Annotated in this window: 22 protein-coding genes; 4 read left to right on the plus strand and 18 right to left on the minus strand. The window is 69.4% G+C overall.

What is annotated here, in order from left to right:
* Window positions 1-66: 66 nt before the first annotated feature.
* From ACOQPQ_RS03085 to ACOQPQ_RS03095, 3 genes are all read left to right on the plus strand, one after another.
* On the plus strand, window positions 67-981 hold the full coding sequence (locus tag ACOQPQ_RS03085) for a carbohydrate ABC transporter permease (protein ID WP_420637979.1): 915 nt from the start codon (window positions 67-69) through the stop codon (window positions 979-981).
* Window positions 978-1,835: a carbohydrate ABC transporter permease gene (locus ACOQPQ_RS03090; RefSeq protein WP_420637980.1), complete on the plus strand. Its 858-nt coding sequence runs from the start codon at window positions 978-980 to the stop codon at window positions 1,833-1,835. The genes ACOQPQ_RS03085 and ACOQPQ_RS03090 overlap by 4 nt, the downstream gene beginning before the upstream one ends.
* 99 nt (window positions 1,836-1,934) lie before the next feature.
* Window positions 1,935-3,011 carry an ABC transporter ATP-binding protein gene (locus ACOQPQ_RS03095; protein ID WP_420637981.1) on the plus strand — a complete coding sequence of 359 codons (1,077 nt, stop codon included), beginning with the start codon at window positions 1,935-1,937 and terminating at the stop codon, window positions 3,009-3,011.
* Window positions 3,012-3,132: 121 nt separating this feature from the next.
* Here the strand turns inward: ACOQPQ_RS03095 and ACOQPQ_RS03100 are convergent, their stop codons facing one another.
* The 4 genes from ACOQPQ_RS03100 to ACOQPQ_RS03115 form a co-directional block, all read right to left on the minus strand.
* Window positions 3,133-3,903: an SDR family NAD(P)-dependent oxidoreductase gene (locus ACOQPQ_RS03100; protein WP_420637982.1), complete on the minus strand. Its 771-nt coding sequence runs from the start codon at window positions 3,901-3,903 to the stop codon at window positions 3,133-3,135.
* A 3-nt stretch (window positions 3,904-3,906) separates the two neighbouring features.
* Window positions 3,907-4,704 (minus strand): CoA-transferase subunit beta, encoded by a 798-nt coding sequence (locus ACOQPQ_RS03105; RefSeq protein WP_420637983.1) that lies wholly within the window; start codon window positions 4,702-4,704, stop codon window positions 3,907-3,909.
* Entirely contained in the window at window positions 4,701-5,573 is an 873-nt protein-coding gene (locus ACOQPQ_RS03110; protein ID WP_420637984.1) for a CoA transferase subunit A, read from the minus strand. The genes ACOQPQ_RS03105 and ACOQPQ_RS03110 overlap by 4 nt, the downstream gene beginning before the upstream one ends.
* 124 nt (window positions 5,574-5,697) lie before the next feature.
* Entirely contained in the window at window positions 5,698-7,311 is a 1,614-nt protein-coding gene (locus ACOQPQ_RS03115) for an AMP-binding protein (RefSeq protein ID WP_420637985.1), read from the minus strand.
* A gap of 70 nt (window positions 7,312-7,381) precedes the next feature.
* Between ACOQPQ_RS03115 and ACOQPQ_RS03120 the strand changes: the two genes are divergently transcribed.
* Window positions 7,382-7,966 (plus strand): VOC family protein, encoded by a 585-nt coding sequence (locus tag ACOQPQ_RS03120; protein ID WP_420637986.1) that lies wholly within the window; start codon window positions 7,382-7,384, stop codon window positions 7,964-7,966.
* 18 nt (window positions 7,967-7,984) lie between these two features.
* Here the strand turns inward: ACOQPQ_RS03120 and ACOQPQ_RS03125 are convergent, their stop codons facing one another.
* The 14 genes from ACOQPQ_RS03125 to ACOQPQ_RS03190 form a co-directional block, all read right to left on the minus strand.
* Window positions 7,985-9,625 (minus strand): class I adenylate-forming enzyme family protein, encoded by a 1,641-nt coding sequence (locus ACOQPQ_RS03125; protein WP_420637987.1) that lies wholly within the window; start codon window positions 9,623-9,625, stop codon window positions 7,985-7,987.
* Between the two features lie 101 nt (window positions 9,626-9,726).
* A complete protein-coding gene (locus ACOQPQ_RS03130) occupies window positions 9,727-11,667 on the minus strand; it encodes a YfbK domain-containing protein (protein ID WP_420637988.1) in 1,941 nt (646 codons plus the stop codon).
* A gap of 98 nt (window positions 11,668-11,765) precedes the next feature.
* Window positions 11,766-13,340 (minus strand): FAD-dependent oxidoreductase, encoded by a 1,575-nt coding sequence (locus ACOQPQ_RS03135; protein ID WP_420637989.1) that lies wholly within the window; start codon window positions 13,338-13,340, stop codon window positions 11,766-11,768.
* An 87-nt stretch (window positions 13,341-13,427) separates the two neighbouring features.
* Entirely contained in the window at window positions 13,428-13,826 is a 399-nt protein-coding gene (locus ACOQPQ_RS03140) for a nuclear transport factor 2 family protein (RefSeq protein WP_420637990.1), read from the minus strand.
* Window positions 13,823-14,929 (minus strand): LLM class flavin-dependent oxidoreductase, encoded by a 1,107-nt coding sequence (locus tag ACOQPQ_RS03145; RefSeq protein ID WP_420637991.1) that lies wholly within the window; start codon window positions 14,927-14,929, stop codon window positions 13,823-13,825. The genes ACOQPQ_RS03140 and ACOQPQ_RS03145 overlap by 4 nt, the downstream gene beginning before the upstream one ends.
* A 13-nt stretch (window positions 14,930-14,942) precedes the next feature.
* Window positions 14,943-15,809: a CoA-transferase subunit beta gene (locus ACOQPQ_RS03150; protein ID WP_420637992.1), complete on the minus strand. Its 867-nt coding sequence runs from the start codon at window positions 15,807-15,809 to the stop codon at window positions 14,943-14,945.
* Entirely contained in the window at window positions 15,809-16,696 is an 888-nt protein-coding gene (locus ACOQPQ_RS03155) for a CoA transferase subunit A (protein WP_420637993.1), read from the minus strand. The genes ACOQPQ_RS03150 and ACOQPQ_RS03155 overlap by 1 nt, the downstream gene beginning before the upstream one ends.
* Window positions 16,697-16,730: 34 nt before the next feature.
* Complete coding sequence (locus ACOQPQ_RS03160) at window positions 16,731-17,534, minus strand: glucose 1-dehydrogenase (protein ID WP_420637994.1); 804 nt, start codon at window positions 17,532-17,534, stop codon at window positions 16,731-16,733.
* 39 nt (window positions 17,535-17,573) lie between these two features.
* On the minus strand, window positions 17,574-18,734 hold the full coding sequence (locus ACOQPQ_RS03165; protein ID WP_420637995.1) for an acyl-CoA dehydrogenase family protein: 1,161 nt from the start codon (window positions 18,732-18,734) through the stop codon (window positions 17,574-17,576).
* Window positions 18,735-18,841: 107 nt separating this feature from the next.
* Complete coding sequence (locus tag ACOQPQ_RS03170; protein WP_420637996.1) at window positions 18,842-20,227, minus strand: phytoene desaturase family protein; 1,386 nt, start codon at window positions 20,225-20,227, stop codon at window positions 18,842-18,844.
* Window positions 20,228-20,318: 91 nt separating this feature from the next.
* Window positions 20,319-21,317 (minus strand): LLM class flavin-dependent oxidoreductase, encoded by a 999-nt coding sequence (locus ACOQPQ_RS03175; protein WP_420637997.1) that lies wholly within the window; start codon window positions 21,315-21,317, stop codon window positions 20,319-20,321.
* 48 nt (window positions 21,318-21,365) lie between these two features.
* Entirely contained in the window at window positions 21,366-21,899 is a 534-nt protein-coding gene (locus ACOQPQ_RS03180) for a VOC family protein (RefSeq protein ID WP_420637998.1), read from the minus strand.
* Window positions 21,900-21,939: 40 nt separating this feature from the next.
* Window positions 21,940-23,094 (minus strand): acetyl-CoA C-acetyltransferase, encoded by a 1,155-nt coding sequence (locus ACOQPQ_RS03185; RefSeq protein ID WP_420637999.1) that lies wholly within the window; start codon window positions 23,092-23,094, stop codon window positions 21,940-21,942.
* Window positions 23,087-23,980, minus strand: coding sequence for a bifunctional 5,10-methylenetetrahydrofolate dehydrogenase/5,10-methenyltetrahydrofolate cyclohydrolase (locus ACOQPQ_RS03190; protein ID WP_420638000.1), 894 nt, complete (start codon window positions 23,978-23,980; stop codon window positions 23,087-23,089). The genes ACOQPQ_RS03185 and ACOQPQ_RS03190 overlap by 8 nt, the downstream gene beginning before the upstream one ends.
* Window positions 23,981-23,985: the final 5 nt, after the last annotated feature.

A 23,985-nucleotide genomic window follows, 5' to 3' on the forward strand; every position in this document is an offset into this window, starting at 1 on the left:
CCGGCAAATGTGGTGGCAGCCACGGCTTAGGGTGACGTGAACGCAATCAGCGGGAAGGGGGGTCTGGTGTCGCAGTCAACCGATCGCGAGGAGCAGCTCAAGAAGCTGCAGCGGCGAGAGGGATGGCGGCGCCGTCTCCCCCTGATCCCGGCACTGCTGTTCACCATCGTCGTCACCCAGGTGCCGTTTCTGCTGAGCCTTTGGTACAGCCTGACCGAGTGGAAGATCGTCCCCCCCGAGCCGCGGACGTTCATCGGCTTCGACAACTACGTCGATCTGCTCGACAACCGGTTCTTCCGCGAGGCGGTGTGGACCAGCGTGCTGATGACGGTTTCCGCGGTGTTGCTCTCCCTGCTGCTGGGCACCCTGCTCGCCTTACTGCTCGACCGGAAGTTCTTCGGGCAGGGGTTTGTGCGGACGCTGCTGATCACCCCGTTCTTGGTCATGCCGGTGGTGGCGGGGCTGGTGTGGAAGACGCAGGTCTTCAGCTCCTCCTTCGGTGTGTTGAATTGGCTGCTCGACGTCGTCGGATTCGAGCGGATCGAGTTCGTGACCCGCTGGCCGCTCTGGTCGATCGTGGCCGTGCTGGTGTGGCAGTGGACCCCGTTCATGATGCTCATCGTGCTGGCGGGATTGCAGGGCCAGGACCAGTCCGTCCTGGAGGCAGCCCGGGTGGACGGCGCCTCCAGCAGGGCCATGTTCTTCCAGATCACGCTGCCGCAGCTTCGACCCTATCTCGAACTCGGCATCCTGTTGGGATCGATCTATCTGATCCAGGTGTTCGACTACGTGGACGTGATCACCGGCGGGGGACCTGATTCCACCAACGTGCCCTACTTCGTGTTTCAACGCTCCATCGGCGGCGGGTGGCAATTCGGGCAGGCATCGGCCTACAGCATCGTCGTGGTCATCGCCTCGATCATCATCGCCACCTTCGGCCTGCGCGTCCTGTCCAACCTTCTCGAGGGGGAGAAGCCGTGAGGGCGGGTGCCACCGGGGTCGAGGTGGGTCGCAACCAGGCGACCTCGTTCGTCTTGGGGCTGTTGAGCTGGGTGATCGCGCTGGTGTTCTTCTTCCCCATCTTCTGGATGGTGCTGAACGGCTTCAAGGAGGAGATCGACGCCAACACCGACCCCAAACTGATCTTCGATCCGACCCTCGACCGCTTCGACGAGGTGACCTCACAGACCCAGGGCCTTCTCGGCTTTCGCGAGGCCTTCATGAACTCCTTCTGGGCGGTCTCGATCTCGACGGTCTTGGTGCTGATTCTCGCCGTGCCCGCGGCGTATGCCCTCGCTATCAAGCCGGTGGCCAAGTGGCGCGATGTGCTGTTCTTCTTCATCTCCACGAAGTTCCTGCCCGTGGTGGCGGCCATCTTGCCGCTGTGGATCATCGCCCGCGAACTCGACCTGCTGAACACTCGCCTGGTGCTGGTCCTGCTCTACACCGCCATGAATCTGCCCTTGGCCGTGTGGATGCTCCGTTCCTTCTTCAGCGAGGTGCCCAGAGAACTCATCGAGGCGGCGCAGATCGACGGAGCCAAGCTCCGAGGGCAAATCACCTCGGTCATCCTGCCCATCGTCGCCCCCGGATTGGCGGCCACCGCGTTGCTGTGCGTGATCTTCGCGTGGAACGAGTTCTTTCTCGCCGTTCAGCTCAATCCCGTGGACGGTTCCACGATTCCCATCTGGGTGACCTCCAACGTCAGTACCCGGGGAAACTTCCTGGCCAAACTGTCGGCCGCCTCCACGCTGGCCACGCTTCCTGTCGTGCTGGCCGGGTGGGTGGCCCAGAAGCGAATGATACGCGGCCTCTCGATGGGGGCCATCAAATGAGGGGGACGCAACGACGAGCCCCATGGTCATCGCCGTGGTCGGCCTCGGCGGCGGAGGTGGCCGGCCAGTGCCGAAACCAGTGCCGAAGGGAGTGCGCCCATGGCTGAGGTCCGATACGAGAACGCCAGCCGGATCTACCCGGGTACCGACATCGCCGCGGTGTCGGCGCTCGACCTGGAGATCCCCGACGGCGAGTTGCTGGTGCTGGTGGGCCCGTCGGGCTCGGGGAAGTCCACCGCGCTGCGGATGCTGGCGGGGCTGGAGTTCATCGACAAGGGCAGCGTGTTCATCGGCGGCGAGGACGTGACCTTGATGCCGCCGCAGGACCGTGACATCGCCATGGTCTTTCAGAACTATGCCCTCTACCCGAACATGACCGTGGAGGCGAACATGGGATTCGCCTTGAAGCAACAGGGGATCGCCAAACCGGACCGGGCCACCAGGGTGCGAGAAGCCGCCCGCATTCTCGACCTGGAGCCGTTCCTGCAGCGCAAGCCGAAGCACCTCTCGGGTGGCCAGCGACAGCGGGTGGCCATGGGTCGCGCCATCGTGCGTCGCCCGCAGGTGTTCCTGATGGACGAGCCACTCTCCAACCTCGACGCCAAACTGAGAGTCCAGACCCGGACGGAGCTGGCCGATCTCCAGGCCAGGTTGGGCGTCACCACCGTGTACGTCACCCACGATCAGGTGGAGGCCATGACCATGGGCCACCGGGTTGCCGTGCTCAAGGACGGGATCCTGCAGCAAGTCGACCGGCCGCGCACGCTCTACAGCCGCCCGGCCAATCTGTTCGTGGCCGGCTTCATCGGTTCGCCGGCCATGAATCTGGTGGAGGTGGAGGTCGGCGAAGGCCGGGCAGTCCGCCTTGGGTCACTCGCCCTCTCGCTCGAGGAGACGGTGGCCCGGGATCTTGCCGCTGCGGGCGCCTACACGGTGGGAATCCGACCCGAGCATCTTCACCTCTGCGATGCGGGTATTCCGGGTGAGGTTTCGGTGGTGGAGGAGCTGGGTTCCGAGTCGTATGTCCACGTCACCATCCAGCATCAGGGCGACCCCTTGGTCCTCGTCGTTCGGGCCGAAGGGGAAACGATGATCCAGCGGGGTGACAACGTCATGGTGGGGTGTCGGGGCCCGATCCACGTTTTCGGCCCCGGCGGAGAGCGCATCGGCGGGTGATGCGCTGAACAGCAACCGGCGGCCGGGGCGATTTCCCCTCCCTGCCTCGGCCGCCGCTTGCCGGCGGTGACTCGTCTCCGGTCGGTTCAGTTGGTGGCGAGTTCCGCTTCGGCCGGTCGGTTCAGTTGGTGGTGAGGCGGAGGCCGGCGTCGAGGCGGACGACCTCGCCGTTCAAGAAGGTGTTCTCCATGAAGTGGGCCACCAGTGCGCCCACATCGCCGGGCGTGCCCAGGCGGTGGGGGAAGATGTTGTCGGCCACCAGCTTGTCGATGAACTCCTCGTTGAGGGTGGCCAGCATGGGGGTGTCCATGGTGCCGGGGGCGATGGCCATCACCCGGATGCCCCACACGGCCAGATCACGGGCCATGGGCAGGGTCAGCCCGATCACCCCCGCCTTGGAGGCCCCGTAGGACGCCTGCCCGATCTGGCCCTCGTAACCGGCGATGGAGGCGATGTTCACGATGAGCCCCCGCTCGCCCTCGGCGTTGGGCTCGTTGCCCGTCATGGCCGACACCGTGTGGCGGGCCACGTCGAACAGCCCCACCAGGTTCACGTCGATGTGGCGGCGGAAGTGCTCCAGGGGCCGGGGGGTGCCGTCGCGCGACACGATTCGCTGGCCCGAGCTGATGCCCGCACAGCTCACCAGCACGTCGACCCGGCCGTGGGCCCTTGCCGCCTCCGGGACCGCCCGGGCCACGTCGTCGGGATCGGTGACGTCCACGGCCACGAAGGCCACCGCGTCGCCCAGGTCGTCGGCCATCTCCTGGCCCGCCGAGGTGGGCAGGTCCAGCACCACCGCTCGACCGCCTTGGTCTACGAGCGTCCTCACCACGCCCGCCCCCAGGCCCGACGCGCCACCGGTGACCAGCGCAACCGATTCCGAGACCCGCATGGCTCAGAACTCCCGGAGGCGGGCGCCGGTGGGGTCCACCTCGGTGCGCAGGAGGTGCAGTTCCCGGTCGCTGGGACGGGCGGTCACGGGAATCTCCCCCTGGGGCATGGTCACCTCGAATCCGGTGGCTTCCTGCACCTGCTCGGCGGTCACGCCGGGATGCAGCGAGGCCAGCCGCATCCGCTTGGTGTGCGGCTCGAAGTCGAATACGCACAGGTTGGTGATGCACAACCGGGGTCCCCCCGGCATGCCCAGGCGCTGCCGGTGGTCGCCGCCGTCGCCCCAGCCCATGCCGGAGCGGAAGTCGAGGCGCTCCACGAAGGTGCGGGGGTTGTGGGTGGACGACCACAGGAAGATCCGGTGGATCATGGCCCCGAGGTCGGCCATGCCGCCACCGCCGGGCAACCGGACCTTGGGGGCGTCGTAGGGGCCGATCACCGTGTTGTTGACGTTGCCGTAGGCGTCCATCTGCGCCCCCCGGAAGGCGAAGGTGTTGTAGCGGGCGCCCTGGGCGTAGGCCCAGAAGTCGAACGGGGAGTTGCTCAGCATGGTGGCCCCGCCCCACAGGGAGTCCGACAGGGTGGAGTCGCCGATCTCGTCGGGGTCGGCGTCGACGGCGATGGAGCTGGCCGCCCACACCAGCTCGGGGGCGTGGGTGCGGCGGGCCAGCAGGTAGCCGCACACGGGGATGAACGACACCGCCCCGTTGAAGGCCCGGGTGTCGTTGGCCATGGCCCGGGAGAAGGCCACCACCATCAGCTCGTCGACGGTGCAGTCGTAGCCGGGCACCGGGGCGCTCATGGACGGGCCCCCGCCGCCGAGGCGCCGTTGGCCGCCAGGAAGTCCTCCCAGTGGGGCGGCTCCACCACCTGCTCCCGGAAGAACCGGGCAAACCCCTCGGGATCACGCGCGGCCCGGGAGTAGGCCTCGAAGAACCCCGAGTCGTGGCGGTACTCGGGGAAGCAGGAGCTGGGGTAGGCCCCCTGCAGGGCGGGGGCCACCGCGTCGATCATGAAGCGGGGGTAGGTGGTGCGCTCCGGCGCCCCGGAGAACTCGGCGGTGTCCACCACCCGCTCGACGGAGGCCACCGTGCGGGTGGCCGCGTTGACGATCTCGTTGTCCATCCACACCAGTTTGGGGTTGACCCGGGTGTTGCCCCGGTCGTCGGCCTCGTGGGCATGGACGAGGGCCACGTCCACCGGGAGCCGGGCACAGGCCACGTACCGTTCCCCGGTGGGGCCGTCCTTCTCCTCCCGCACCGTGCCCGACGCGGCGTGCAGCCCGAGCACGTCGGTGCCCAGCCCGGCCTTGGTGGGCACGAACGGCAGGTTGGAACTCTGGGCCTGCAGACGGCAGATCAGCAGGTGTTCGCTGTACTCCTCGATCTCGACCTTTCCCGCCTGCACGGCGGCCCGGAAGTTGGGGGCCAGCCCGAGGCCCTCGAAGCTGACCAGCCCGGCGATCACCTTGCGAACGCACCCCCCGGCCACCAGCCAGTCCACCGCCATGCCCGAAACGATGGCCACCAGGGTGAGGTCCTGCTTCTGTTGGCGGACCAGCTCGCGCACCAGGGCCATGGGCGCGCTGTTCATGGACAACCCGCCGATGGCCACGGTGGCGCCGTCGGGGATGTCGGCCACGGCCTGCTCAACGGTGGTGATCTTGCTCATCGGATCTCGCTCACGGATCGGTTGGTTCCCCGGCTGGGCGTCGACCAAGCCTTCGACCGCCGTACTATACGGCCCCCGTCACCGGACTCGAACAGCCGAGAGACAGGGCCAATCGGGAGCGCGCTCACCTCGGCACCACGTAGCCCGCGGCGTCGCGGTCCCAGGTGTCGGGGGTAACACCGGATTCCCGGAGCTTGAACTTCTGCACCCGCTCGGAGGGGGTCTTGGGCAGCTCGTCGGCCCAGCGCACGTAGCGGGGCACGGCGAAGTGGGCCATTCGGGGGACGCAGTGGTCGAGCAGCTCGATCTCGCTCAGGTCGTGGTCGGTTTTGCGCACCACCACCGCCATCACCTCCTCCTCGCCCAACTCGGAGGGCACCCCGATGACCGCCGATTCCAGCACCGCGTCGCAGGTGTTGATCACCGCCTCCACCTCGTAGGAGGAGATGTTCTCGCCCCGGCGGCGCACACAGTCCTTCATCCGGTCGATGAAGGTCAGATAGCCGTCCTCGTCCAGGCGGCCCCGGTCTCCGGTGTGGAACCAGAGGTTGCGAAAGGCCTCCACGGTGGCGTCGGGCATGTCGAAATAGCGGTCGATCATGATGTGGGGCCGCTTGGGTCGCACCACGATCTCCCCGGCGGTGCCCGCAGGCACCGGTCGGTCCTGGGAATCCACCACCATCACGTGGTACAGGGGCGACTCCCGACCGGCGGTGCCGATCTTGCGCCGGCCCCGGCGGTTCTCGGTGGTGATGGCCACCTCGGTCATGCCGTACACCTCGGTGAGGTGGACGCCGAACCGCTCCTCGAACGGGGCCCAGATGTCCACCGGGCAGGGGGCGCCGAAGCCGTTGCGCACCGGGTTGTCGGCGTCGTCGGGCCGCTCGGGCTGCTTCCACAGCATCATGAGCAGCCCGCCCTGGTAGTTGAAGGCGGTGATGCCGTCGGCACGGCAGCGGTCCCAGAACCGGCTGGCCGAGAATCGCCGGTCCATGATGAGCCGGGCGTCGGCCTCCATGGCGCACATGACGCTGGTGTACTTGGCGTTGATGTGGAACAGCGGGAAAGCCGTGTAGAGCACGTCGTCGGGGCCGTAGCCCACCAGGTCCACGGTGTGGCGGGCCAGGTTCAGGTTGGCCTCGTGGCACAGCACCACGCCCTTGGACGGCCCGGTGGTGCCCGAGGTGTAGAGGATGACGGCGGTGTCCCGCCAGTCCAGGTCGGGCTCGGGTGCCGGTGCGTCCCGGTACAGATCGGCCAACTCGTGTACGTTCACGTGAGCGGGAAACTCCGGGGTGCCGGTTTCTCGGGCCGCACCCTCGGCCCGGTTGACCACCACGTGTTCCAGGTTGGGCAGGGCCGTGGCCCCCTCGGCGATGCGGTCGAGGTAGTCGGCGTCGCACACCACCGCCCGGGACCGGGACTGGCCGATCAGGTACTCCAGGAGGTGCCCCCGGTAGGCCTGGTTGACGGGCACCTCCACCACCCCGGCCTTGGCCATGGCGAACCAGGCGTCGATGCACTCCAGCGAGTTCTGCATCATCAGACACGACCGGTCGTCGGGCCCGAGACCGAGCGAGGCCAGCCCCGCGGCCAGCCGGTCGGAGTCTTGATGGACACCGGCGTAGGTCTTGTGTCGCCCCTCCACCGTCAGGGCCAACCGATCCCCGTTGCGCTCGGCCTTGTCCCGGATCCAGGTCCCGATGGTGGGGGGCCGGTCAGCCGCTTCGTCAAGCACGCCCATACCCTGCTAGATACCACACCGGGCCACCGCCCGAGGAATATGCCGAGGCAAAGGGGAGCTTGCCATGGGTTGGAGAACGATGGGGGCCGACGGCTATCCCGCCGGCTTGGCCGCCAACCCGACGACGGCGGCCCGCATTCAACGCTTTGACCACATCGCCATCGCGGTGCGCTCTCTCGGTGCCGCCGTGCCCCTGTTCCGCGACGTGTTCGGCGGGCAGTTCGTGATGGGCGGCGACGACGTGCCGCTCGGCATCCGCACCGCCATGTTCAAGCTGCCTGCCACCGTGAAGGTGGAGTTGCTGGAGCCGCTGTCGGAGCAGAGCTACCTCCACCGGTACATCGAACGCCACGGCGAGGGCTTCCACCACGCCACCATCTTCGTGGACGATGTGGAGGCCACCATCGCCGACCTGGAGGCCGCCGGCTACGAGGTGGTGGACACCGATCTGCAGGAGCCCCACTGGCGCGAGACTTTCGTGCGGCCCTCGTCGGGGCACGGCTGCCTGTTTCAGATCGTCAACTCCGAGCTGGGGTGGTTGGAGCCCCACCCCCATTGCACGGTCGAGGACGTGGTGGCCGGACGATGGCGCTGGTGGCGCAGCCAGGTCTGGCACGTCGACCACCTGCCCTCCGGCTACCGGGAGTAGCCGGGCCGGATCGGTCGCTCAGAGGCCCAGTTCGGCTCGGAGCTTCTCGGCCAGGCGGAACTTCTGGATCTTGGTGGCCGAAAGGGGCCACTCGTCGGCCCGCACGAAACGGACGTGGCGGGGGATCTTGAAGCCCGCGATCTGGCCTCGGCAGAACTCGATCAGTTCTTCCTCGCCGGCCTCGGCACCCGGCTTGAGTTCGCAGAAGGCGGCGGGCACCTCCTGGTACTTCTCGTCGGGCAGCGGCACCACTTGGGCGATGGCCACCGCCGGGTGGGTCTGCAGGTAGCTCTCGATCTCCACCGCGGCCACGTTCTCGCCCCCCACCTTGAGCATGTCCTTGGTGCGGCCCAGGTAGCTGATGCGCCCGTCGGGGTCGAGGGCGCCGATGTCGCCGGTGAAGAACCACCCGTCGTCGTCGAAGCACTCGGCGTTCTTGGCCGGGTCCTTGTGGTAGCCCTCGAACAGGTTGTAGCCCCGCACCCAGATCTCGCCTCGCTGGTTGGGCTCGGTCACCGCTTCCCGGGTCTCCAGGTCTTTGATCTTGACCTCGATGCCCCGGAACGGGCGGCCCGAGGCCACCGCCCACGTCTCGGGCGGGTCTTCGGGGCCGGAGAAGGCCACCACGCCGCCGCACTCGGTCAGCCCGTAGGCGTTGGTGTGGCGGGCCCAGGGGAGTTGGGCGTGGATGGCCCGCAGGGCGTCGGGCGGGGCCACGTTGTTCATCAGCCGGATGCGCTGGAACTCCTCGGCGTCCCAGTCGGGATGGTTGATCATGGCCTGGGTGACCGGCGGGAAGGTGGAAAAGCACACCGTGGCTTTCTCGTCGCGCATCTGGGCGATGGCCGCGCCCGGTTCGAAGTGGGTCATGGTCACGTACGACGAGCCCGCGTCCAGACAGCCGATGAGCGGCAGGATCGAACTCATGTGGAACAGGGGGAGCGGATCCCAGAAGACGTCCTGGCCGGTGAGCTCGAACCGGGTGCGACAAGCGGTCACCGCGGTGCGCACCAGCGCCTCGTGATTCAGGGGGCAGCCCTTGGGTTCGGCGGTGGTGCCCGAGGTGTAGATCATGAGGGCCGGGTCCCGGATGGCCACCTGGCTGCGGAGCAACTCCACCTCGTCGTCGGTGGCGTGGTCGGCCAGGGCTTCGAAGGCGGCCCGCTCCACCATCCCTGCGGGCGAGGAGTCACCCAGGAGGACCACCGCGGTGAGTTCGGGGGCGCAATCCAGGTTGAGGTGGGCCGGATCGGGAGCGTCGGCCAGGCCGGGGAGGCAGTCGTGCAGGATCACCACGTAGTCGGTGTGCTGGTCGATGATGTCGCTGGTGACCAGCACCTTCAGGTCGGCGTTCTCGGTGACGTAGGCCAGCTCCCGGCCCTTGAAGCGGGCGTTGATGGGGACGGGGACGGCCCCGATCAGCGCCGCGCCGAACATCACCTCCACGAAGTCCATGCAGTTGGGCATGAGGATGCCGACCCGGTCCTTGGGGCGCACCCCCAACCCGAGGAGCGACCGGGCCGACCGTCGGGCGGCCGCCTCCAGGGAGGCGAAGCTGTGGCGGCGGTCGGGGAACACCACCGCGTCGCCGTCGCCGTAGCGGGCGGTGGCCCGTACCAGCAGATCCCCGTAGGTGGTCACCTCAATCCACGTGCTCATCCCCGTAGCTTCGCGCACCGGCCCCCGTCGGTGCCGGGCCCAGTGGGTCGCTCCGCCACCCGCCGGCCCGGCCCCGTCCCCACGAGGAGGGTGTCGGACGGCTATCGCCGGGCCGGTCGCTCCAGGAGGTCCTGGGCCGTGCGGGCCAACTCGGCCAGCTCGGCGACATCGGGGTCGCGCGGCAACAGGCCCTCCAGTTCGTCGGCCTGGTCGATGACCTCGGGCAGGGACCGGCGGGTGGTGTACGGGCTCCCACGCAGCACTTCGGCCAACTCCGCGGCCACCGCGGCCAGCCGGAAGTGGGGGCTGGTGTCGGCGTACCGGCGCTCGGTCCCCGAAGCGGTGAGGACCGTGATCAACTCGACCACCGTGCCGGTGGCGGGCCGCAGGTAGCGCATCTTGACCGTGGCCAGGGTGTCGCGTGCCCGGACCGCTTCGTCGTTGAACTCCAGTTCGTAGAGGGCAGTGGAGCTGTGCCCCACCCCCAGTTCTCCGGCGTCGACACTGTCGTCGCGGAAGGCCTCGTCGGCCACGTCGCGGTTCTCGAAACCCAACAAGCGGTAGGAGCGCACCAACTCGGGATTGAACTCCACCTGCACCTTGGCGTCGCGGGCCACATGGGTGAGGAGCCCGTCCCGATCGTCCACGAAGATCCGCACCGCTTCCGACGGGGTGTCGATGTAGTGGTAGGTACCGTCGGCCCGGTTGGCGAGCTGTTCCATCAGCTCATCGTTGAACGGGCCGAGGCCCACACCGATGGTGGACAGGCCGATGTCGGCCCGCTCGCCGATGGATCTCAGGATCTCGTCGGTGCGGGTGGCGCCCACGTTGGCCACCCCGTCGGACAACAACAGCACCAGCACCTGGCGCCGGGCGTCGGCCTCCGCCAGGGCCATGTCGAAGCCCCGCACCAGGCCCGACTCCACGTTGGTGGACCCGCCGGGAACCACCTCCGAGCGGATTCGGTCCATGATCGACTTGGCGTTGCCGTCGATCACCGTCGGCTCCAGCACGGTGGACGAACCGCTCTCGTAGGCGACCACGCCGACCCTGGTGTGGCGGGGCAGACCGGAGATCAACAGCTCCACCGCCCGGTGGGCCAAGGTCATCCTCGACATGGGTTGGTTGCGATTGCCGGTGGGCTCGTCCATCGACCCCGAGCGGTCCATCACCAGCACCACGGTGTCGGGCTGGGCGGCGTGGGAGACCCGCCGGGGCGCTTGGACGCCCACCCGCAGCAACAGGTCGCGCGAGTCGGTGAACGGGGTCGGGGCCGCTTCGAGGCTGATCATGAACTCATCGGTGACGCTCTCGTAGCCCCCGTCGAAGTAGTTGACGAACTCCTCGACGCGCACCGCTTCGATCGGCGGGAGCTGTCCGCCTTGCAGGAAGTTGCGGGTCACGGCGTAGGACGCGGTATCCACGTCGAGGGCGAAGGTGGAGAGCGGGTCGCTCCAGGTGTCCACGAAAGGGTTGACGCCGTAGTCCTGGAAGGTGTCGGGATCGCAGTTCCGGCAGGGCCGCCGGCGCTGCCCGTCGGGGGGCGGGGGCACCGGGCTGGTTGCGGCCGGCTGTGCTGACTGTGCCGACCGGGTGGCCGACTCCCCGGCGGAGGACGCCATGGGCGCCTCGGCGGGGTCGGGGCCGGAGTCGCCGCTCATGGGTTCCAGGTCCGGGCCGGAGTCCGGGTTCCCCGAGGCAGGGCCTTCGTCGAGCCACTGTTCCGATGCCGAGCCGTTGTCGTAGCTCTGGTCGGGGCCGCTGTCGTCGGAATAGTCGGCGGGCCACTCTCCCGATGCTGGGCTGTCCGAGTCGTTCTGGCCAGTGCCGGAGTCGTCGCCTTCCCTCGTCCATTCCCACTCCCATGCAGTGTCGTCCTGCTCCTCGAAGAACGGTGCCGCTTGGCCCTCGGCCGCGTCATTGCCTCCGTCACGGCTGCAGGCCTGGGCCACCACGCTGAGGGCCAGCATCACGGCCAGTGCCGCCGTCGCTGCCCTGGTCCACTGGATTGACCGGAGAGTGATGTCCCTGCTGGTTGTCATGTGGCCCCCTCGGAGTCGCGGATGCCCGCGGCATCATTTGGGGGGTTTTGACGACCGGGGGTTGCAACTGGGTTCCCCGGTCGGGACAGATTTCTCGGTCAGCTCCCCGTGCCGGCGGCCCGGCCCGCGGCGCGCCCGGCGGCGTGGGCGGCCACCAGGATGGGGCCGATGGTGCCCCCGGCGCCGGGGTAGGCGGCCCCGAGGGGGCTGGCCGCGGCGTTGCCTGCGGCGTACAGACCCTCGATCACGCCGCCGTCGCCGTGACGCACCCGACCGTGGCGGTCGGTGCGGGGGCCGCCCTTGGTGCCCAAACAGCCCGGATGGAGGCGCACGGCGAAGAACGGGGGGCGATCCACCGGCCCGAGGGTGGGATGGGGGGCGCCGGGGTCGCCGACAAAGCGGTCGTAGCGGGAACGACCCCGGCCGAAATCGGGATCGTCCCCGGCGCGGGCCATCTCGTTGAACCGGGCCACGGTGGCGGTGAGTTCGGCGGCGTCCACGCCCATGGAATCGGCCAGACCGGCCAGGGTGTCGGACCGAAGCACCCACGGCGGGTCGGGGTGGCCGCGGCGCAGCGGACCCAGGTGGTAGGCGTCGCGGTAGCCCGCGTCGAACACCAACCAGGCGGTGGCGGCCAGGAAGCGGAAGCCGGTGGGGTCGAAGGCGTGCATGGCCCGGCCCACGTCGTTGTAGTTGCGGGCCTCGTTCACGAACCGCCGCCCCCGGACGTCCACCATCAGCGAACGAGGCCGGGCCCGCTCGGTGAGCACCAGCCGGTGGAAGGCCTCGTCGTCGATGGTTTCGTCGGGCACGGTGAGGGCCGGGCACCACCAGGCCTCGGCCATGTTGCCCAACTCGGCCCCGACCGCCATCCCCAGCCGCAGGGCGGTACCGTCGGCGCCCGGGGCGCCCACCGGTCCGGTCATCGGTCCCCGCAGGAAAGTCCGCGCCAGCCCCGGATCCCGCTCGAACCCGCCCGAGGCCAAGATCACCCGCCCCGATATCGCCTGGTCTCCCACCCGTACGCCGGTGACGGATTGCCCCGACCGGACCAGCCCGTCCACCCCACAACCGGCGCGAATGGTCACCCCGGCGTCCTCGGCCGCCTCCACCAGCGAGGCGATCATCGACCGTCCCATGGTGAGCACGCCGTTCTCGGTCCGCTCGGCCACCTCCCGGCGGTCGAAGACCCCGGAGGCCAGCTCCCGGTAGGTGATCGGCGCGGTCACGTTGGGGGCGGTGCGGATGCGACGGCCAAGCTCGGGGGGCACCGGGCGGGGCCGGGGCTCCAGAGGGCGATGCCCACCGCGGGCACCGGGCAGTTCCGGGTGGTAGTCGGGGTAGGGGACGGTCTGCCACCGCAGGGGGGTGGCCGCCTCCATCCATGCGGCCACCGCCGGGGCCTCATCCACGAAATGGTCCAACGCTTCGTCGTCGACGTCGCCCAGCCGCAGGGCCGAGAGGTACCGGCGGGCCTCGGCGGGGGAGTCGTCCACACCCTCGGCGGCCATCCACCCGTTGGCGGGCAGCCAGGCCAACCCGCCCGACAGCGCGGTGGTGCCGCCCAGCACGGATGCCCGTTCCAACACGGTGACCGCGGCCCCGACCTCGGCGGCCGCCACCGCGGCGGTGAGGCCCGCGGCTCCCGACCCGACAACCACCACCGAGGTCATGTCAACCGGTCCGTTTCGACGCCAAAGGGAGAACCGGCTCCCGACCCGACCACCACCACCGAGCGCGGATCGGGAACCATGCGGGGATCAGTCCGAGAGCATGGCGGCCAGGGCAGCGGTGTCGAACCACTGGGACAGCCGCCGGATGCGCCCTTGGTGCACGTCGAACACGTCCACCGCGTCGAAGGCCACGGCCACGCCCTCCGCGGTGGCCCCGGAAAAGGCGATCTCCACCACCACCGTGGTGCCCGCCTCCAGATAGCGGGTGGGGTGGTCGTCGTGGACGGGGAACCGTTGAAACACCTTCTGGAAGAAGGCAATTGCCTTGTCGGATCCCGTGCGGGGCCGCGACCCCACCGGCACCAGCTCGACGCCGGGGTCCAGCACCGAGGCCATGAGGTCCCAGTCCTCGGCGTTCAGCGCGGTGAAGTAGCCCTCCACCGTCGCCCGGGGGCTCCGGGCCGAGTCGCCCGCAGTGGCCGTCATGCGTCGGCCCGCAAGATGTCCTTGACCTCCCGCATGGCCCGGAACGACCAGCCCGCCAGCTCGGGATCACCGAAGGCGGTGACGTTCCACATGATGAGATGGCGCAACCCGGCGTCGTAGTAAGTACGGACCTCGTCGGCGATCTGTTCAGGGGTGCCGCAGAAGCAGTAGTAGTCCACCACCTTGGGGGGGATGCCCGCGATGATGGCCTCGGCCCGCTCCCGGGGCACCGAAGCCGGTATCAGCTCGTGGAAGCCCTCGGGGGGCTCCACCCCCAACTGGCGAAAGATGGCCGGGGGCAGCATCACCATGATGGCCCGCAGCAGCGGGGCTTCCTGCATCCGCCGGAGGGTGGCCTCATCGGGGGCGGCCAGCACGTAGGCCAGAAGGCCGGGGGTGACCGCCTCGGCGTCCCGACCGGCGGCCACCGAGGCTTCACGAATGGTGGCCAGCGAATCGGCGTAGACGTCGGGAGCCAGCTTGGTGGGCAGCCAACCGTCGGCCAGCCGTCCGGTGATACGCAGCATCCGGGGGCCATGGGCCGCAGTCCAGATCGGCGGGGGAGCGTCGCCGTAGGGGGACAGGCCCATAACGGCGTCTGTGAGCCGGTGATGGCGCCCCTCGTAGTCGATGGGGCCGTCGGCGGCCCACAGGGCCCGGATGATCTCGATGCCCTCCTCGAGGCGGCCGACCGGTTGCTGGAAGCTCATGCCGTAGGGGGTGACGTTCATCATCTCGCCCGAGCCCAGCCCCAGGATGGCCCGCCCTCGGGTGAGGTGGTCGAGGGTGAGGGCCATGTTGGCCACCATGGCCGGGTGGCGACGGATCAGGTCGGTGACCACCGCCCCCACCTTGATGGACTCGGTCTGCGACCCCACCGCTCCCATCATCAGCAGGGGATCGAAGTACACGTGGGAGCTGGGCTGCACCTCGGCCAACGGGCTCATGTCCGGGGTCCAGATGGAGTCGGGGTGCCAGCCCATCAGGTGGCACGGCCACCACAGGGCGTCGAACCCGTCGGCCTCGGCCCGCTGTCCCAATTCCACCGCCCGGTGGGCGGGGGGCATGATCTGACCGGGTACGCCGATCTCCAGATCCTTCATGGCCGGGCCGTCCTCATCGTCCGAACTCCCGGCGGCGCATCCCGTCGGGGTCGATCACCTCACGGATGAGCCGCACCTGCTCGACGGTGGGCACCGCGGTGGTGGGCACCGGCTCAGCCGGGGCGGGGAGCTCGAACCCGGTGGCCTCCTGCACCTGCTCGAAGGTCACACCGGGGTGCAGCGACGCCACCCGCATGTGGCGGGTGGCGGGGTCGAAGTCGAGCACGCCCAGGTTGGTGATCACCAGCTCGGGGCCGCCCTCCAGGCCGGCGTCGGCCCGCTCGGTGCCCCCGCCCAGGTAGCCCGCGCAGGAGATGAAGTCCACTTTTTCGACCAGGGAACGGGGGTTGTGGTTGGGATTCCAGTAGTAGAGCCGCTTGCCGATGGAGCCCATGTCGCCCAGCCCGGCGGTGCCCGGCAGGCGCACCCGGGGGGCGTGGTACTGGCCCCCTATCACCGAGTTGTTGCCGTTGCCGTAGCGGTCGAGCTGGGCCGCCCCCACGCAGAACTTGGTGAGCCACCGCCCGTTCAGGGCGAAGTTCCAGAAGTCCCCGTACTGCTCCACGTACATGATGGAGTCGCGCCACAGCGGGGCCTCCAGGGTGGAGGCGGGCACCCGGTCGGGCCGGGGCTCCAGGCCGACCGCCCCGGCCAGCCACACCAGCTCCGGGGCGTGGGTGAGCCGGGCCAGCCAGAAGGCGCTCACCGGCACGAACGAGGCCATGCCGTTGCAGGCCTGGTCCCCGTCGGCGAAGCAGGCGGCCAACCGGGCGATCATCAGCTCGTCGATGGTCCAGTCCTCCGCCGGGGGGCTGTCCCGCCAGGCGCTCATGCTTGTGTTGGTCGTCTTGCTCGTGGTGTTGCTCGTGGTGTTGCTCATCAGGACTCCCAGGCTTCCAGGGCGGCCAGCCGGTCGGCCCCGCCCACCGCTTCGAGGTAGGCGGCGTGGTCGGCCGGGCCGGTCACGTACCGGTCCAGGAACCCGGCCACTGCGTCGTCGTCCCGGGTGGCGCCGATCCATTCGGTGTGCAGCGCGGTGTCGTAGCCGTAGCGGGGGAAGAACGACGTGGGATGGGCGCCGTAGGGGGCCTCGGCCACCGCGTCCACCATGAAACCGGGCAACACGGTGCGGTCGGGGTCGGCCCGCAGCACCTCGGAGTCCACGATCTCCTCGGCGGTGACGATCACCGTGGTGGCCGCCTTGGGCATGATGCCCAGGTCGGGCCACAGGGCGGTGGGCTCGTAGCCGATGTTGCCGAACCGGTCGGCCCGGTGGGCGTGTACCAGGGCCACGTCGGGCACCAGCGCTTTGCAGGCCACCACCGACGGCCCGCCGAAGGGGTCGTCCAGCATCACCAGGTTGTCGTTCACATCGATCAGGTCGGTGCCGATCAGGCCTCGGGTGGGCAGGAACGGCAGGTTGCGGGCCCCGGCCCCCAGGCGGGCGTTCAGCGCGGTCTCCGACAGTTCCTCCATGGCGATGGCCCCGGCCTCCACCGCCTTGCGAAACCGCTGGCACAGGCCGAACTGCTCCATGGACACCGCCGCCCCGGTCAGGCGGTTCATGGCCCCGGCGGCGGCCAGCCAGTCCACCGGGATGCCGCCCACCAGACACACCACCCCGAGTTCCCGCCGACCCTGGCGGATCAGCTCCCGCACCAGGGCCATGGGGGCGGCCTGGGTGGCCATGTTCTGGATGGCCACGGTGTCGCCGTCTCGTACCAGCGCGGCGGCCTCGGTCAGGGTGGTCAGCTTCTCCGCGCTCATGGCCGGGTGCCCCGCGATGCCAGCTTCTCCGTGGTCACAACAGATCCACCATCTCTTTGCCTCCGTGGAGTTCGATCACCTGTCCGGTGACGTAGTCGGAATCGGGCGACGCCAGCCAGGCACAGGCCCCGGCCACGTCCTCGGGCGTGCCCGCCCGCCCGATCGGGATCTGCGCCTCGATGCGCTCGATCACCGACTCGGGGATGCCCAGGCCGGTGGCGTCGTCGCGGGCCCCGGTCAGGCGGGTGCCCGCGATGTAGCCCGGCGCCACCGCGTTGACGTTGATGCGGTGGCGGGCCCATTCCCGGGCCAGCGACTTGGTCAGGGCGATGACCCCGCCCTTGGCCGCTGAGTAGTTGACGTTGCCCGCGATCCCGTAGATCCCGTTGATGGACGCCATGTTGACCACCTTGCGGTGGTGGGGTGGCGGGTCGTCCCGGCTGCCCCGCAACGCAGGCAGCGCCGCCCGGCACAGGTTGAACGTGCCCCGCAACACCACGTCGCACACCCGGTCCCACTGCTCGTCGGTCATGGTGTGGGCCATGGAGTCGGCGGTGATGCCCGCGTTGTTGACCAGGATGTCGAGCCCGCCGAAGGCCTCACCGGCCGTGTCCACCATGCCCGCAGCCTCGGCGGCGTCGCTCACCGAGCCCGGTGCGACCACGGCTCGGCCCCCGCCGGCGGTGATGGCGGCCACCGCGTCGGCCGCCACCTCGGCGTCAACGTCGTTCACCACCACTGAAGCCCCGTCGCGGGCCAGCCGGTCGGCCACCGCCAAACCGATGCCCCGTCCGGCCCCGGTGACCAGGGCCACCCGGCCCTGAAGCACAGCACCCATCAAACGCGAGACTCCACCTGCTGCCGGGGCATCAGGCCACTAGAAGCTTCGGGGCAGGCCGAAGGTCTCGGCAATGCTGTTGCGGGCCATCTCGTTGGTGATGGGGCCGATGCGGTAGAGCCGGCTGTCCCGCCAGTAGCGCTGGGGATGGGTCTCCAGGGCGTACCCCATGCCGCCCAGCACCTGGATGGCGATGTCGGCGCACTTGCCCGCGTACTCCGAGGCCGCCACCTTGGCCATGTTGGCCTCCCGGCCGCAGTCCTCGCCCGACTCCGACTTCCAGGCCGCGTAGTAGGTCATCAACTCGGCCTGCTTTTGCATCATGGCCATGTCGGCCACGTTCTGGTGCCACACCTGGAAGGCCCCGATCTTCTTGCCGAACGCCTCCCGCTCCATGAGGTAGCTGAGGGTCTCCTCGATGCAGCCGTCGATGATGCCGGTACACAGGGCGGCCACCATGATGCGCTCGTTGTTGAGGGTGGACAGCATTTGGTAGAAGCCCTGGCCGGGCTGGCCCACCACGTACTCGTCGGGCACGAACACCTCGTCGAGGAAGACCTCGCACGAACCCACCGACTTCATGCCCACCTTGGGGATCTGGCGGCACTCCAGGCCCTCCGACGGGTTCTTCACCAGAAACAGGGTGACCCCCTTGGCGGGCTTGTCCACGATGTCCTCGGAGCGGGCCATCAAGAACAGGTAGTCGGACACGTGGGCGGCCGTCGACCAGATCTTCTGGCCGGTGATGCTCCAGCCGCCGTCCACCTTGGTGGCCCGGGTGCGCATGGCCCCCATGAGGTCGGTACCCCCCGACGGCTCGGTGACGGCGATGGCCACCCGGAGCTTGCCCTCGGCCAACTGGGGGATCAGCTCCTCGCGGGCCACGTCGGAAGCGAACTTGTTGATGGACTTGGCGCAGAAGGAGGAGATGCCGAAGATCCAGGTGAGCCCGGCCAGCGAGCGGGCCAGCTCCCGGGTGAGGATCATCTGGGTGACCACGTCGCCCCCCTGGCCGCCCAACTCGGGGGGCAGGCCGATGGCGTGGAAGCCGGCGTCGGACATCTTGTCCCACAGCTCGAAGGGGTACTCGAACTCCTGGGCCTCGTAGTCGCGGGCCGCGTCCTTGGGGCATTCCTTCTCCACCCAGTTGCGGACGGTTTCCTGGAACAGGGTCTGCTCGTCGGTGAGGGTGAACTCCATGGGATCGGTTGCTCCTTGTCTCGTGGTTTCGTGATCTCGGGTCAGGATCTCGGGTCAGGCTCGTTGTCTCGGTTGGTCTCGGCGACGGGGACCCCGGTTGCCGGCGCCTAGTAGCGCCAGCCGTCCCCGAAGGCGGGGATGCGGCGTCCGATGATGTCCTCCACGCAGGTGAGGGCGGCCCGGGCCGACCGGTCGGTGCCGATGCCCCGGCTGCGGAAGGTCTCGCTGGCGAAGTAGAGGCCGTCGACGGTGGGGGCCCGCCAGTGGGGGCGGAACTTGCCCACCAGCATGGGCTTTTGGGTGACGCCGAAGGGCGGGTTGAACACCAGGCCCCGCCGCTTCCACACGTGCTCGGCCAAGCCGGGATACATCACGTAGAGCCCTTGTTCGAGGCGGTCGAACATGTCCTCCAGGTAGCGGCGGTCCCGGCCCCGGCTCCCCGGGATGACCCCGCCGGTGCAGTACAGGTGCATCCCGTCGGGGATGCCGTTCGGATCCATGGCCGCCTGGTCGTACATGTAGCCCGGCGTGGGGCTGTGGGGGGTGGCCACCCAGGTGGCCAGCTCCCGGGGGTCGAACATGGTCACCGGTTCCTCGGTGGCGAAGTACAGGTTGAGCAGCGACACCCGGTACTGGTCCTGGGCCAGGTAGCGCACCTGGTTGGTGTACCACTCGGGCAGCTCCCACTCGGGTACCACGTTGAACACGTTCCACACCGGCAGGGTGGAGATGACGGCGTCGCACTCGATCACCTCGCCCACGTCCCAGTCGTTGGGCACGTTGGGCTCGTGGGGGATGGACACGCCGACCACGGCCCCGTTCTCGATCAGCACCCGCCCCGCGGAGGTCTGCATCCGCAGCTCGCCGCCGTGCTCGGTGAAGCCGTCGGCCAGGTCCTGCCACATGCCGTCCCAGCCCTGGCCGGGCCAACAGGAGTAGGCGGCCATGTGCCGCTCCTCGTAATGCATCTTGCGCACCCACAGGTTGTCGCTGGCCGAGTGGTCGTACCATTCGTCGGTCATGCACTCCAGCACGGCGATGAACTCGTACAGGTCGTACACCCCCTGATCGGTGGTGTGCTGGGCCAGCCACTCCCGCAGGGGCCGGTCGTCCCACTCCTCCAGCTCGTCCCAGGAACTCTCGGTGATAGCCTTGATGACCTTCTTCACCTCGGTCTTGTCGGGGTAGCGGTCGCGGATCGACCCCCACGTGCCGGTGTCGTTGTCCCAGATGGGCATGTCGTGGGACACCTCGCCGTGGATCAGCTCCTTGCCCACGTGCTCGAACACCTTGGTGAGCCCCGAGCCGGGATCCTCGATGAGGTGACCGCCCAGGTTCACCTTGAACCCCTCGTCGTCCACGGCCAGGGCCCGGCCCCCCAGGTAGGGCGACTGCTCCAGGATGGTGACCGAACGGCCCTCGGCGGCCAACAGGGCCCCGGCGCTCAACCCGGCCGCCCCGGCCCCGATCACGACAACATCGGTTTTGGTCATGGGAAAGCCCTCTTTCCTGCGGTGTTCGACCGCGGTCGTCGGCCCCGATGGAACCACTGCGGACGATATTGGTCAAACCTGGCGGTTTCCATCAGTGGCCGATCAGGTGGGCGACGGTGTCCACCGTGGCCCGGGGGCCGACGGTGTCGCCCACAAAGGCCCCGGTGAGCAACACGATGGGCAGATCCACACCCACCCGCCGATAGTCGGCGATGCGGTCGGCCAGCGCGTCGGGCCCGATGGCGCACATGGCGTCCACCGCCTCGTCGGACACCAACGAGAGGGCCTGGGCCCGGTCGCCTGCGTGCCAGGCCTCCACCGCCGCGGGCAGGGCGTCGAAGCTCTGGGTGAACGCCGGGCGGTGGGTGGGCACCATGGCGTAGGCCAGCACCGCTCGGCGCATCCGCTCTCGGGCCTGCTCGGGGTCGGGGCCGGTGTAGGCCCAAAACGACAGCACGGTGGCGACCTCGTCGGGGTTGCGCCCGGCGTCAAGCGCGGCGGTCCGGACGATCTTGCGCTTGGCTGCCACCTCGGCGGGCGGACACCACGTGAGGAACGCGGCGTCGGCCAGCTCGCCGGCCAGGGCCAGCATCTTGGGGTTGATGGCCCCCAGCCAGATGGGCACCTCCACGGCGGGCAAATCGAGCGAGAATCCGTGGGAGCGGAACCGGGGGCCGTCGTGGTCCAGGCGCTCCCCGGCCATGGCGGCCCGCAACAGCCCGGCGAACTCCCGCACGGTGGCCAGGGGCCGCTCGAAGTCCAGGCCGTGCCAGCGGCCCACCACGATGGGGCTGCTGGCGCCGATGCCCGCCACGATGCGACCGGGGGCCAACGAGGCCAAGGTGGCGAAGCCCATGGCCGTCAGGGCGGGGGAGCGGGTGTAGGCGGCCACGATGCCGCTCCCCAGCCGGATGCGCTCGGTGCGGGCCGCCATGGCCCCCAGGGTGGCGAACGCCTCCGGTCCGGCCACCTCGCCCACCAGGGCGGTGTCGATGCCGACCTGCTCGGCGTCGGCCACCAAATCGGCCAGCCAGCCGATGGACAGCCCGTCCTCCACCGGCATGGTGATGCCCACCGGGTACTCGGACATGGCGTCGGCTCGAGCGGGAGATCCTGTGCTGGCGCTACCCGGCGGGTCTCAGCTCGCGAATCGGTCGTGCAGCTCGTCGGCCAGCGGCTGGTTCTCGGCGTTGTCGGGGTGGGGGAGCCACTCTTCGCCCACCGACAGGTACCGGGTGGCCAGCTCGATGAGGGGGCCGTGGGCCTTGTCGGGCGGGATGAAGTTCCACTTCAGCCACGGCTGGGAATCGGGGTGACTGTGCTGGTCCATCACCAGGGGGATGTCGGCGCCGCGCACATCGTCGATCATGGTGTCGAAGTCGTCGGAGCAAAAGGCGATGTGGTGGACGTATTCCCCCCGCTTGGCCAACACTTTGTCGGGCCAGTGGCCGGGCTCGGCCGCGGCCCACAACTGGATGGACACCCCGGTGGGGTCGGGGTTCTGGAACGTGACCCAGTGCATCGGGGTGCCGTCGGCGTCGTCGGCCCCGGCGCCCCGGGTGACCTTCATGGTGTGGCCGGGGGCCAGCGCCTCCAGGATCTGGCGCCAGTCGGCCTCGGCCTGGTCCAGGTCCTTCACCAAGAGGGAGATGTGGTCGATGTGGATTCCCATGTTCGCCTCCTCAGGCTCCGGCAGTGGGGGTGGGTTCGGCCTACGCGGCCAGGTTCTCGATGATGGTGGCGTTGGCCAGGCCGCCACCCTCGCACATGGTCTGCAGGCCGTAACGGCCCCCACTGCGTTCCAGCTCGTGCAAGAGCGTGGTCATGATGCGGGCCCCGCTGGCCCCCAGGGGGTGGCCGAGGGCGATGGCCCCGCCGTTCACGTTCACCTTGTCCATGTCCACCCCGGTGTCCTTGGCCCAGGCCAGCACCACCGAGGCGAAGGCCTCGTTGCACTCGAACAGGTCGATGTCGTCCAGGCCCATGTCGGCCCGGTCGAGCACCTTGGCGGTGGCCGGGATGGGGCCGGTGAGGATGAGCACCGGATCGCTGCCCACCACGGCCATGGTGTGGATGCGGGCCCGAGGGACCAGGCCGTGGTCGGCCACCGCCCGTTCCGAGGCGACGAGCAGGGCGGCGGCCCCGTCGGTGATCTGGCTGGAGTTGGCCGCGGTCAACGGTCCGTGGTGGGAGAAGGGGCGCAGCTTGGCCATCTTCTCCATGGAGGTGTCGGGCCGGATGCCCTCGTCGCGGGCGCAGTCGCCCACCGCCAGCACCTCCTGATCGAAGCGGCCTTCCTCCCAGGCCCGAGCGGCGTTTCGGTGGCTGCGCAGGGCCAGACCGTTCATGTCCTCCAGGGTGATGTCCCACCGCTCGGCGATGAGATTCCCGCCCCGGAACTGGTGAACCTCCTCGTCGCCGAAGCGGGCGGCCCAACCCTCGCCGTCGAAGGGGTAGCGCATGCCCAGGTCGGGGCCCACGTCGCCCTGGCTGTTGAGGGTGATGAGGCTCATCACCTCCACGCCGCCCGCCACCACCAGGTCCTGGGTGCCCGACATCACGCCCTGGGCGGCGAAGTGGACGGCCTGTTGCGACGACCCGCACTGGCGGTCGATGGTCACCGCGGGCACGTGCTCGGGCAGCCCGGCCGACAGCCAGGCGTTGCGGGCCACGTTGAACGCCTGGGCGCCGATTTGGCCGACGCAGCCCATGATGCAGTCGTCCACCGCGGCCGGGTCGGCCCCGGTGCGCTCGAACAGGCCCGCCAGCACGTGGGCCCCCAGGTCGGCGGGGTGGTGGCTGCTCAGCCCGCCGCCGAAGCGGCCCATCGGGGTGCGAACGGCGTCGATGATGTAGGCGTCAGCCATGGGAGGCTCCTTCTCCGGGGGCTCCACCGGGGGCCACCGAACGCTCGGCGGCGGCCACCGTGTTGGCCATGAGCAGGGCCCGGGTCATGGGGCCGACCCCGCCGATGCGGGGTGACAGCCAACCGGCCACCTCGGCCACGTCGTCGGCCACGTCGGACCGCAGCTTGCCGTCCACGAAGCTCACCCCGGCGGCCACCACCGCCGCGCCCGGTTTGACCATGTCGGCGGTGACCATGCCCGGTGCTCCGGCGGCGGCGATGAGGATGTCGGCGGTGCGGGTGTAGCGGGCGATGTCGCCCGCCCCAGTGTGGACCACCGTGACCGCGGCGTTGGCGTTGGGCTGCTTGAGCGACAACAGGTTGGCCAGGGGCCGCCCGATGGTGAGGCCCCGGCCGATGATCACCACGTGTTGGCCGGCGATGGGCACGTCGTAGCGCACCAGCATCATCTGGATGCCCGCCGGGGTGCAGGCCAGCGGGGCGTCCACCCCCTGCACCAGCCGCCCCAGGTTCACCGGGTGCAGGCCGTCGGCGTCCTTTTCGGGCCGCACCCGCATGAGGGCGGCCTCGTAGTCCAGGTCGCCGGGAAACGGATACTGGATGATGTAGGCGTCCACGGCCGGGTCGGCGTTGAAGTCGTCCACCACGGCGTCCACGTCGGCGGCGGTGGCGTCCGCGGGCAAATGGACCTCACGGGAGGCCATGCCCAGCTCCTGGCTGTCGCGGTGCTTCATGGCCACGTAGTTGGCCGACGGGCCGTCGTCGCCCACCAGAAGGGTGCCCAGGCCGGGGACTTTGCCGAGTTCGGCCAGCGCGGCGATGCGGGTGCGCAGGCCGTCGCGCACCTCGGAGGCCAGCAGCTCACCGTCGAGTTTGATTGCCGTCATCGGCC

The organism is Candidatus Poriferisocius sp., from assembly GCF_965219775.1.
In the GTDB taxonomy this organism is placed as follows: Bacteria; Actinomycetota; Acidimicrobiia; order Acidimicrobiales; family Bin134; genus Poriferisocius.

What these genes read in the sequence shown, in the direction of transcription:
- ACOQPQ_RS03170 (WP_420637996.1), bottom strand. Translation starts at nt 20,227, where the DNA reads ATGACCAAAACCGATGTTGTCGTGATCGGGGCCGGGGCGGCCGGGTTG.
- ACOQPQ_RS03190 (WP_420638000.1), bottom strand. Translation starts at nt 23,980, where the DNA reads ATGACGGCAATCAAACTCGACGGTGAGCTGCTGGCCTCCGAGGTGCGC.
- ACOQPQ_RS03185 (WP_420637999.1), bottom strand. Translation starts at nt 23,094, where the DNA reads ATGGCTGACGCCTACATCATCGACGCCGTTCGCACCCCGATGGGCCGC.
- ACOQPQ_RS03155 (WP_420637993.1), bottom strand. Translation starts at nt 16,696, where the DNA reads ATGAGCGCGGAGAAGCTGACCACCCTGACCGAGGCCGCCGCGCTGGTA.
- ACOQPQ_RS03150 (WP_420637992.1), bottom strand. Translation starts at nt 15,809, where the DNA reads ATGAGCAACACCACGAGCAACACCACGAGCAAGACGACCAACACAAGC.
- ACOQPQ_RS03105 (WP_420637983.1), bottom strand. Translation starts at nt 4,704, where the DNA reads ATGAGCGCCCCGGTGCCCGGCTACGACTGCACCGTCGACGAGCTGATG.
- ACOQPQ_RS03135 (WP_420637989.1), bottom strand. Translation starts at nt 13,340, where the DNA reads ATGACCTCGGTGGTGGTTGTCGGGTCGGGAGCCGCGGGCCTCACCGCC.
- ACOQPQ_RS03160 (WP_420637994.1), bottom strand. Translation starts at nt 17,534, where the DNA reads ATGGGTGCTGTGCTTCAGGGCCGGGTGGCCCTGGTCACCGGGGCCGGA.
- ACOQPQ_RS03145 (WP_420637991.1), bottom strand. Translation starts at nt 14,929, where the DNA reads ATGAAGGATCTGGAGATCGGCGTACCCGGTCAGATCATGCCCCCCGCC.
- ACOQPQ_RS03100 (WP_420637982.1), bottom strand. Translation starts at nt 3,903, where the DNA reads ATGCGGGTCTCGGAATCGGTTGCGCTGGTCACCGGTGGCGCGTCGGGC.
- ACOQPQ_RS03130 (WP_420637988.1), bottom strand. Translation starts at nt 11,667, where the DNA reads ATGACAACCAGCAGGGACATCACTCTCCGGTCAATCCAGTGGACCAGG.
- ACOQPQ_RS03110 (WP_420637984.1), bottom strand. Translation starts at nt 5,573, where the DNA reads ATGAGCAAGATCACCACCGTTGAGCAGGCCGTGGCCGACATCCCCGAC.
- ACOQPQ_RS03125 (WP_420637987.1), bottom strand. Translation starts at nt 9,625, where the DNA reads ATGAGCACGTGGATTGAGGTGACCACCTACGGGGATCTGCTGGTACGG.
- ACOQPQ_RS03140 (WP_420637990.1), bottom strand. Translation starts at nt 13,826, where the DNA reads ATGACGGCCACTGCGGGCGACTCGGCCCGGAGCCCCCGGGCGACGGTG.
- ACOQPQ_RS03165 (WP_420637995.1), bottom strand. Translation starts at nt 18,734, where the DNA reads ATGGAGTTCACCCTCACCGACGAGCAGACCCTGTTCCAGGAAACCGTC.
- ACOQPQ_RS03095 (WP_420637981.1), top strand. Translation starts at nt 1,935, where the DNA reads ATGGCTGAGGTCCGATACGAGAACGCCAGCCGGATCTACCCGGGTACC.
- ACOQPQ_RS03175 (WP_420637997.1), bottom strand. Translation starts at nt 21,317, where the DNA reads ATGTCCGAGTACCCGGTGGGCATCACCATGCCGGTGGAGGACGGGCTG.
- ACOQPQ_RS03180 (WP_420637998.1), bottom strand. Translation starts at nt 21,899, where the DNA reads ATGGGAATCCACATCGACCACATCTCCCTCTTGGTGAAGGACCTGGAC.
- ACOQPQ_RS03120 (WP_420637986.1), top strand. Translation starts at nt 7,382, where the DNA reads ATGGGTTGGAGAACGATGGGGGCCGACGGCTATCCCGCCGGCTTGGCC.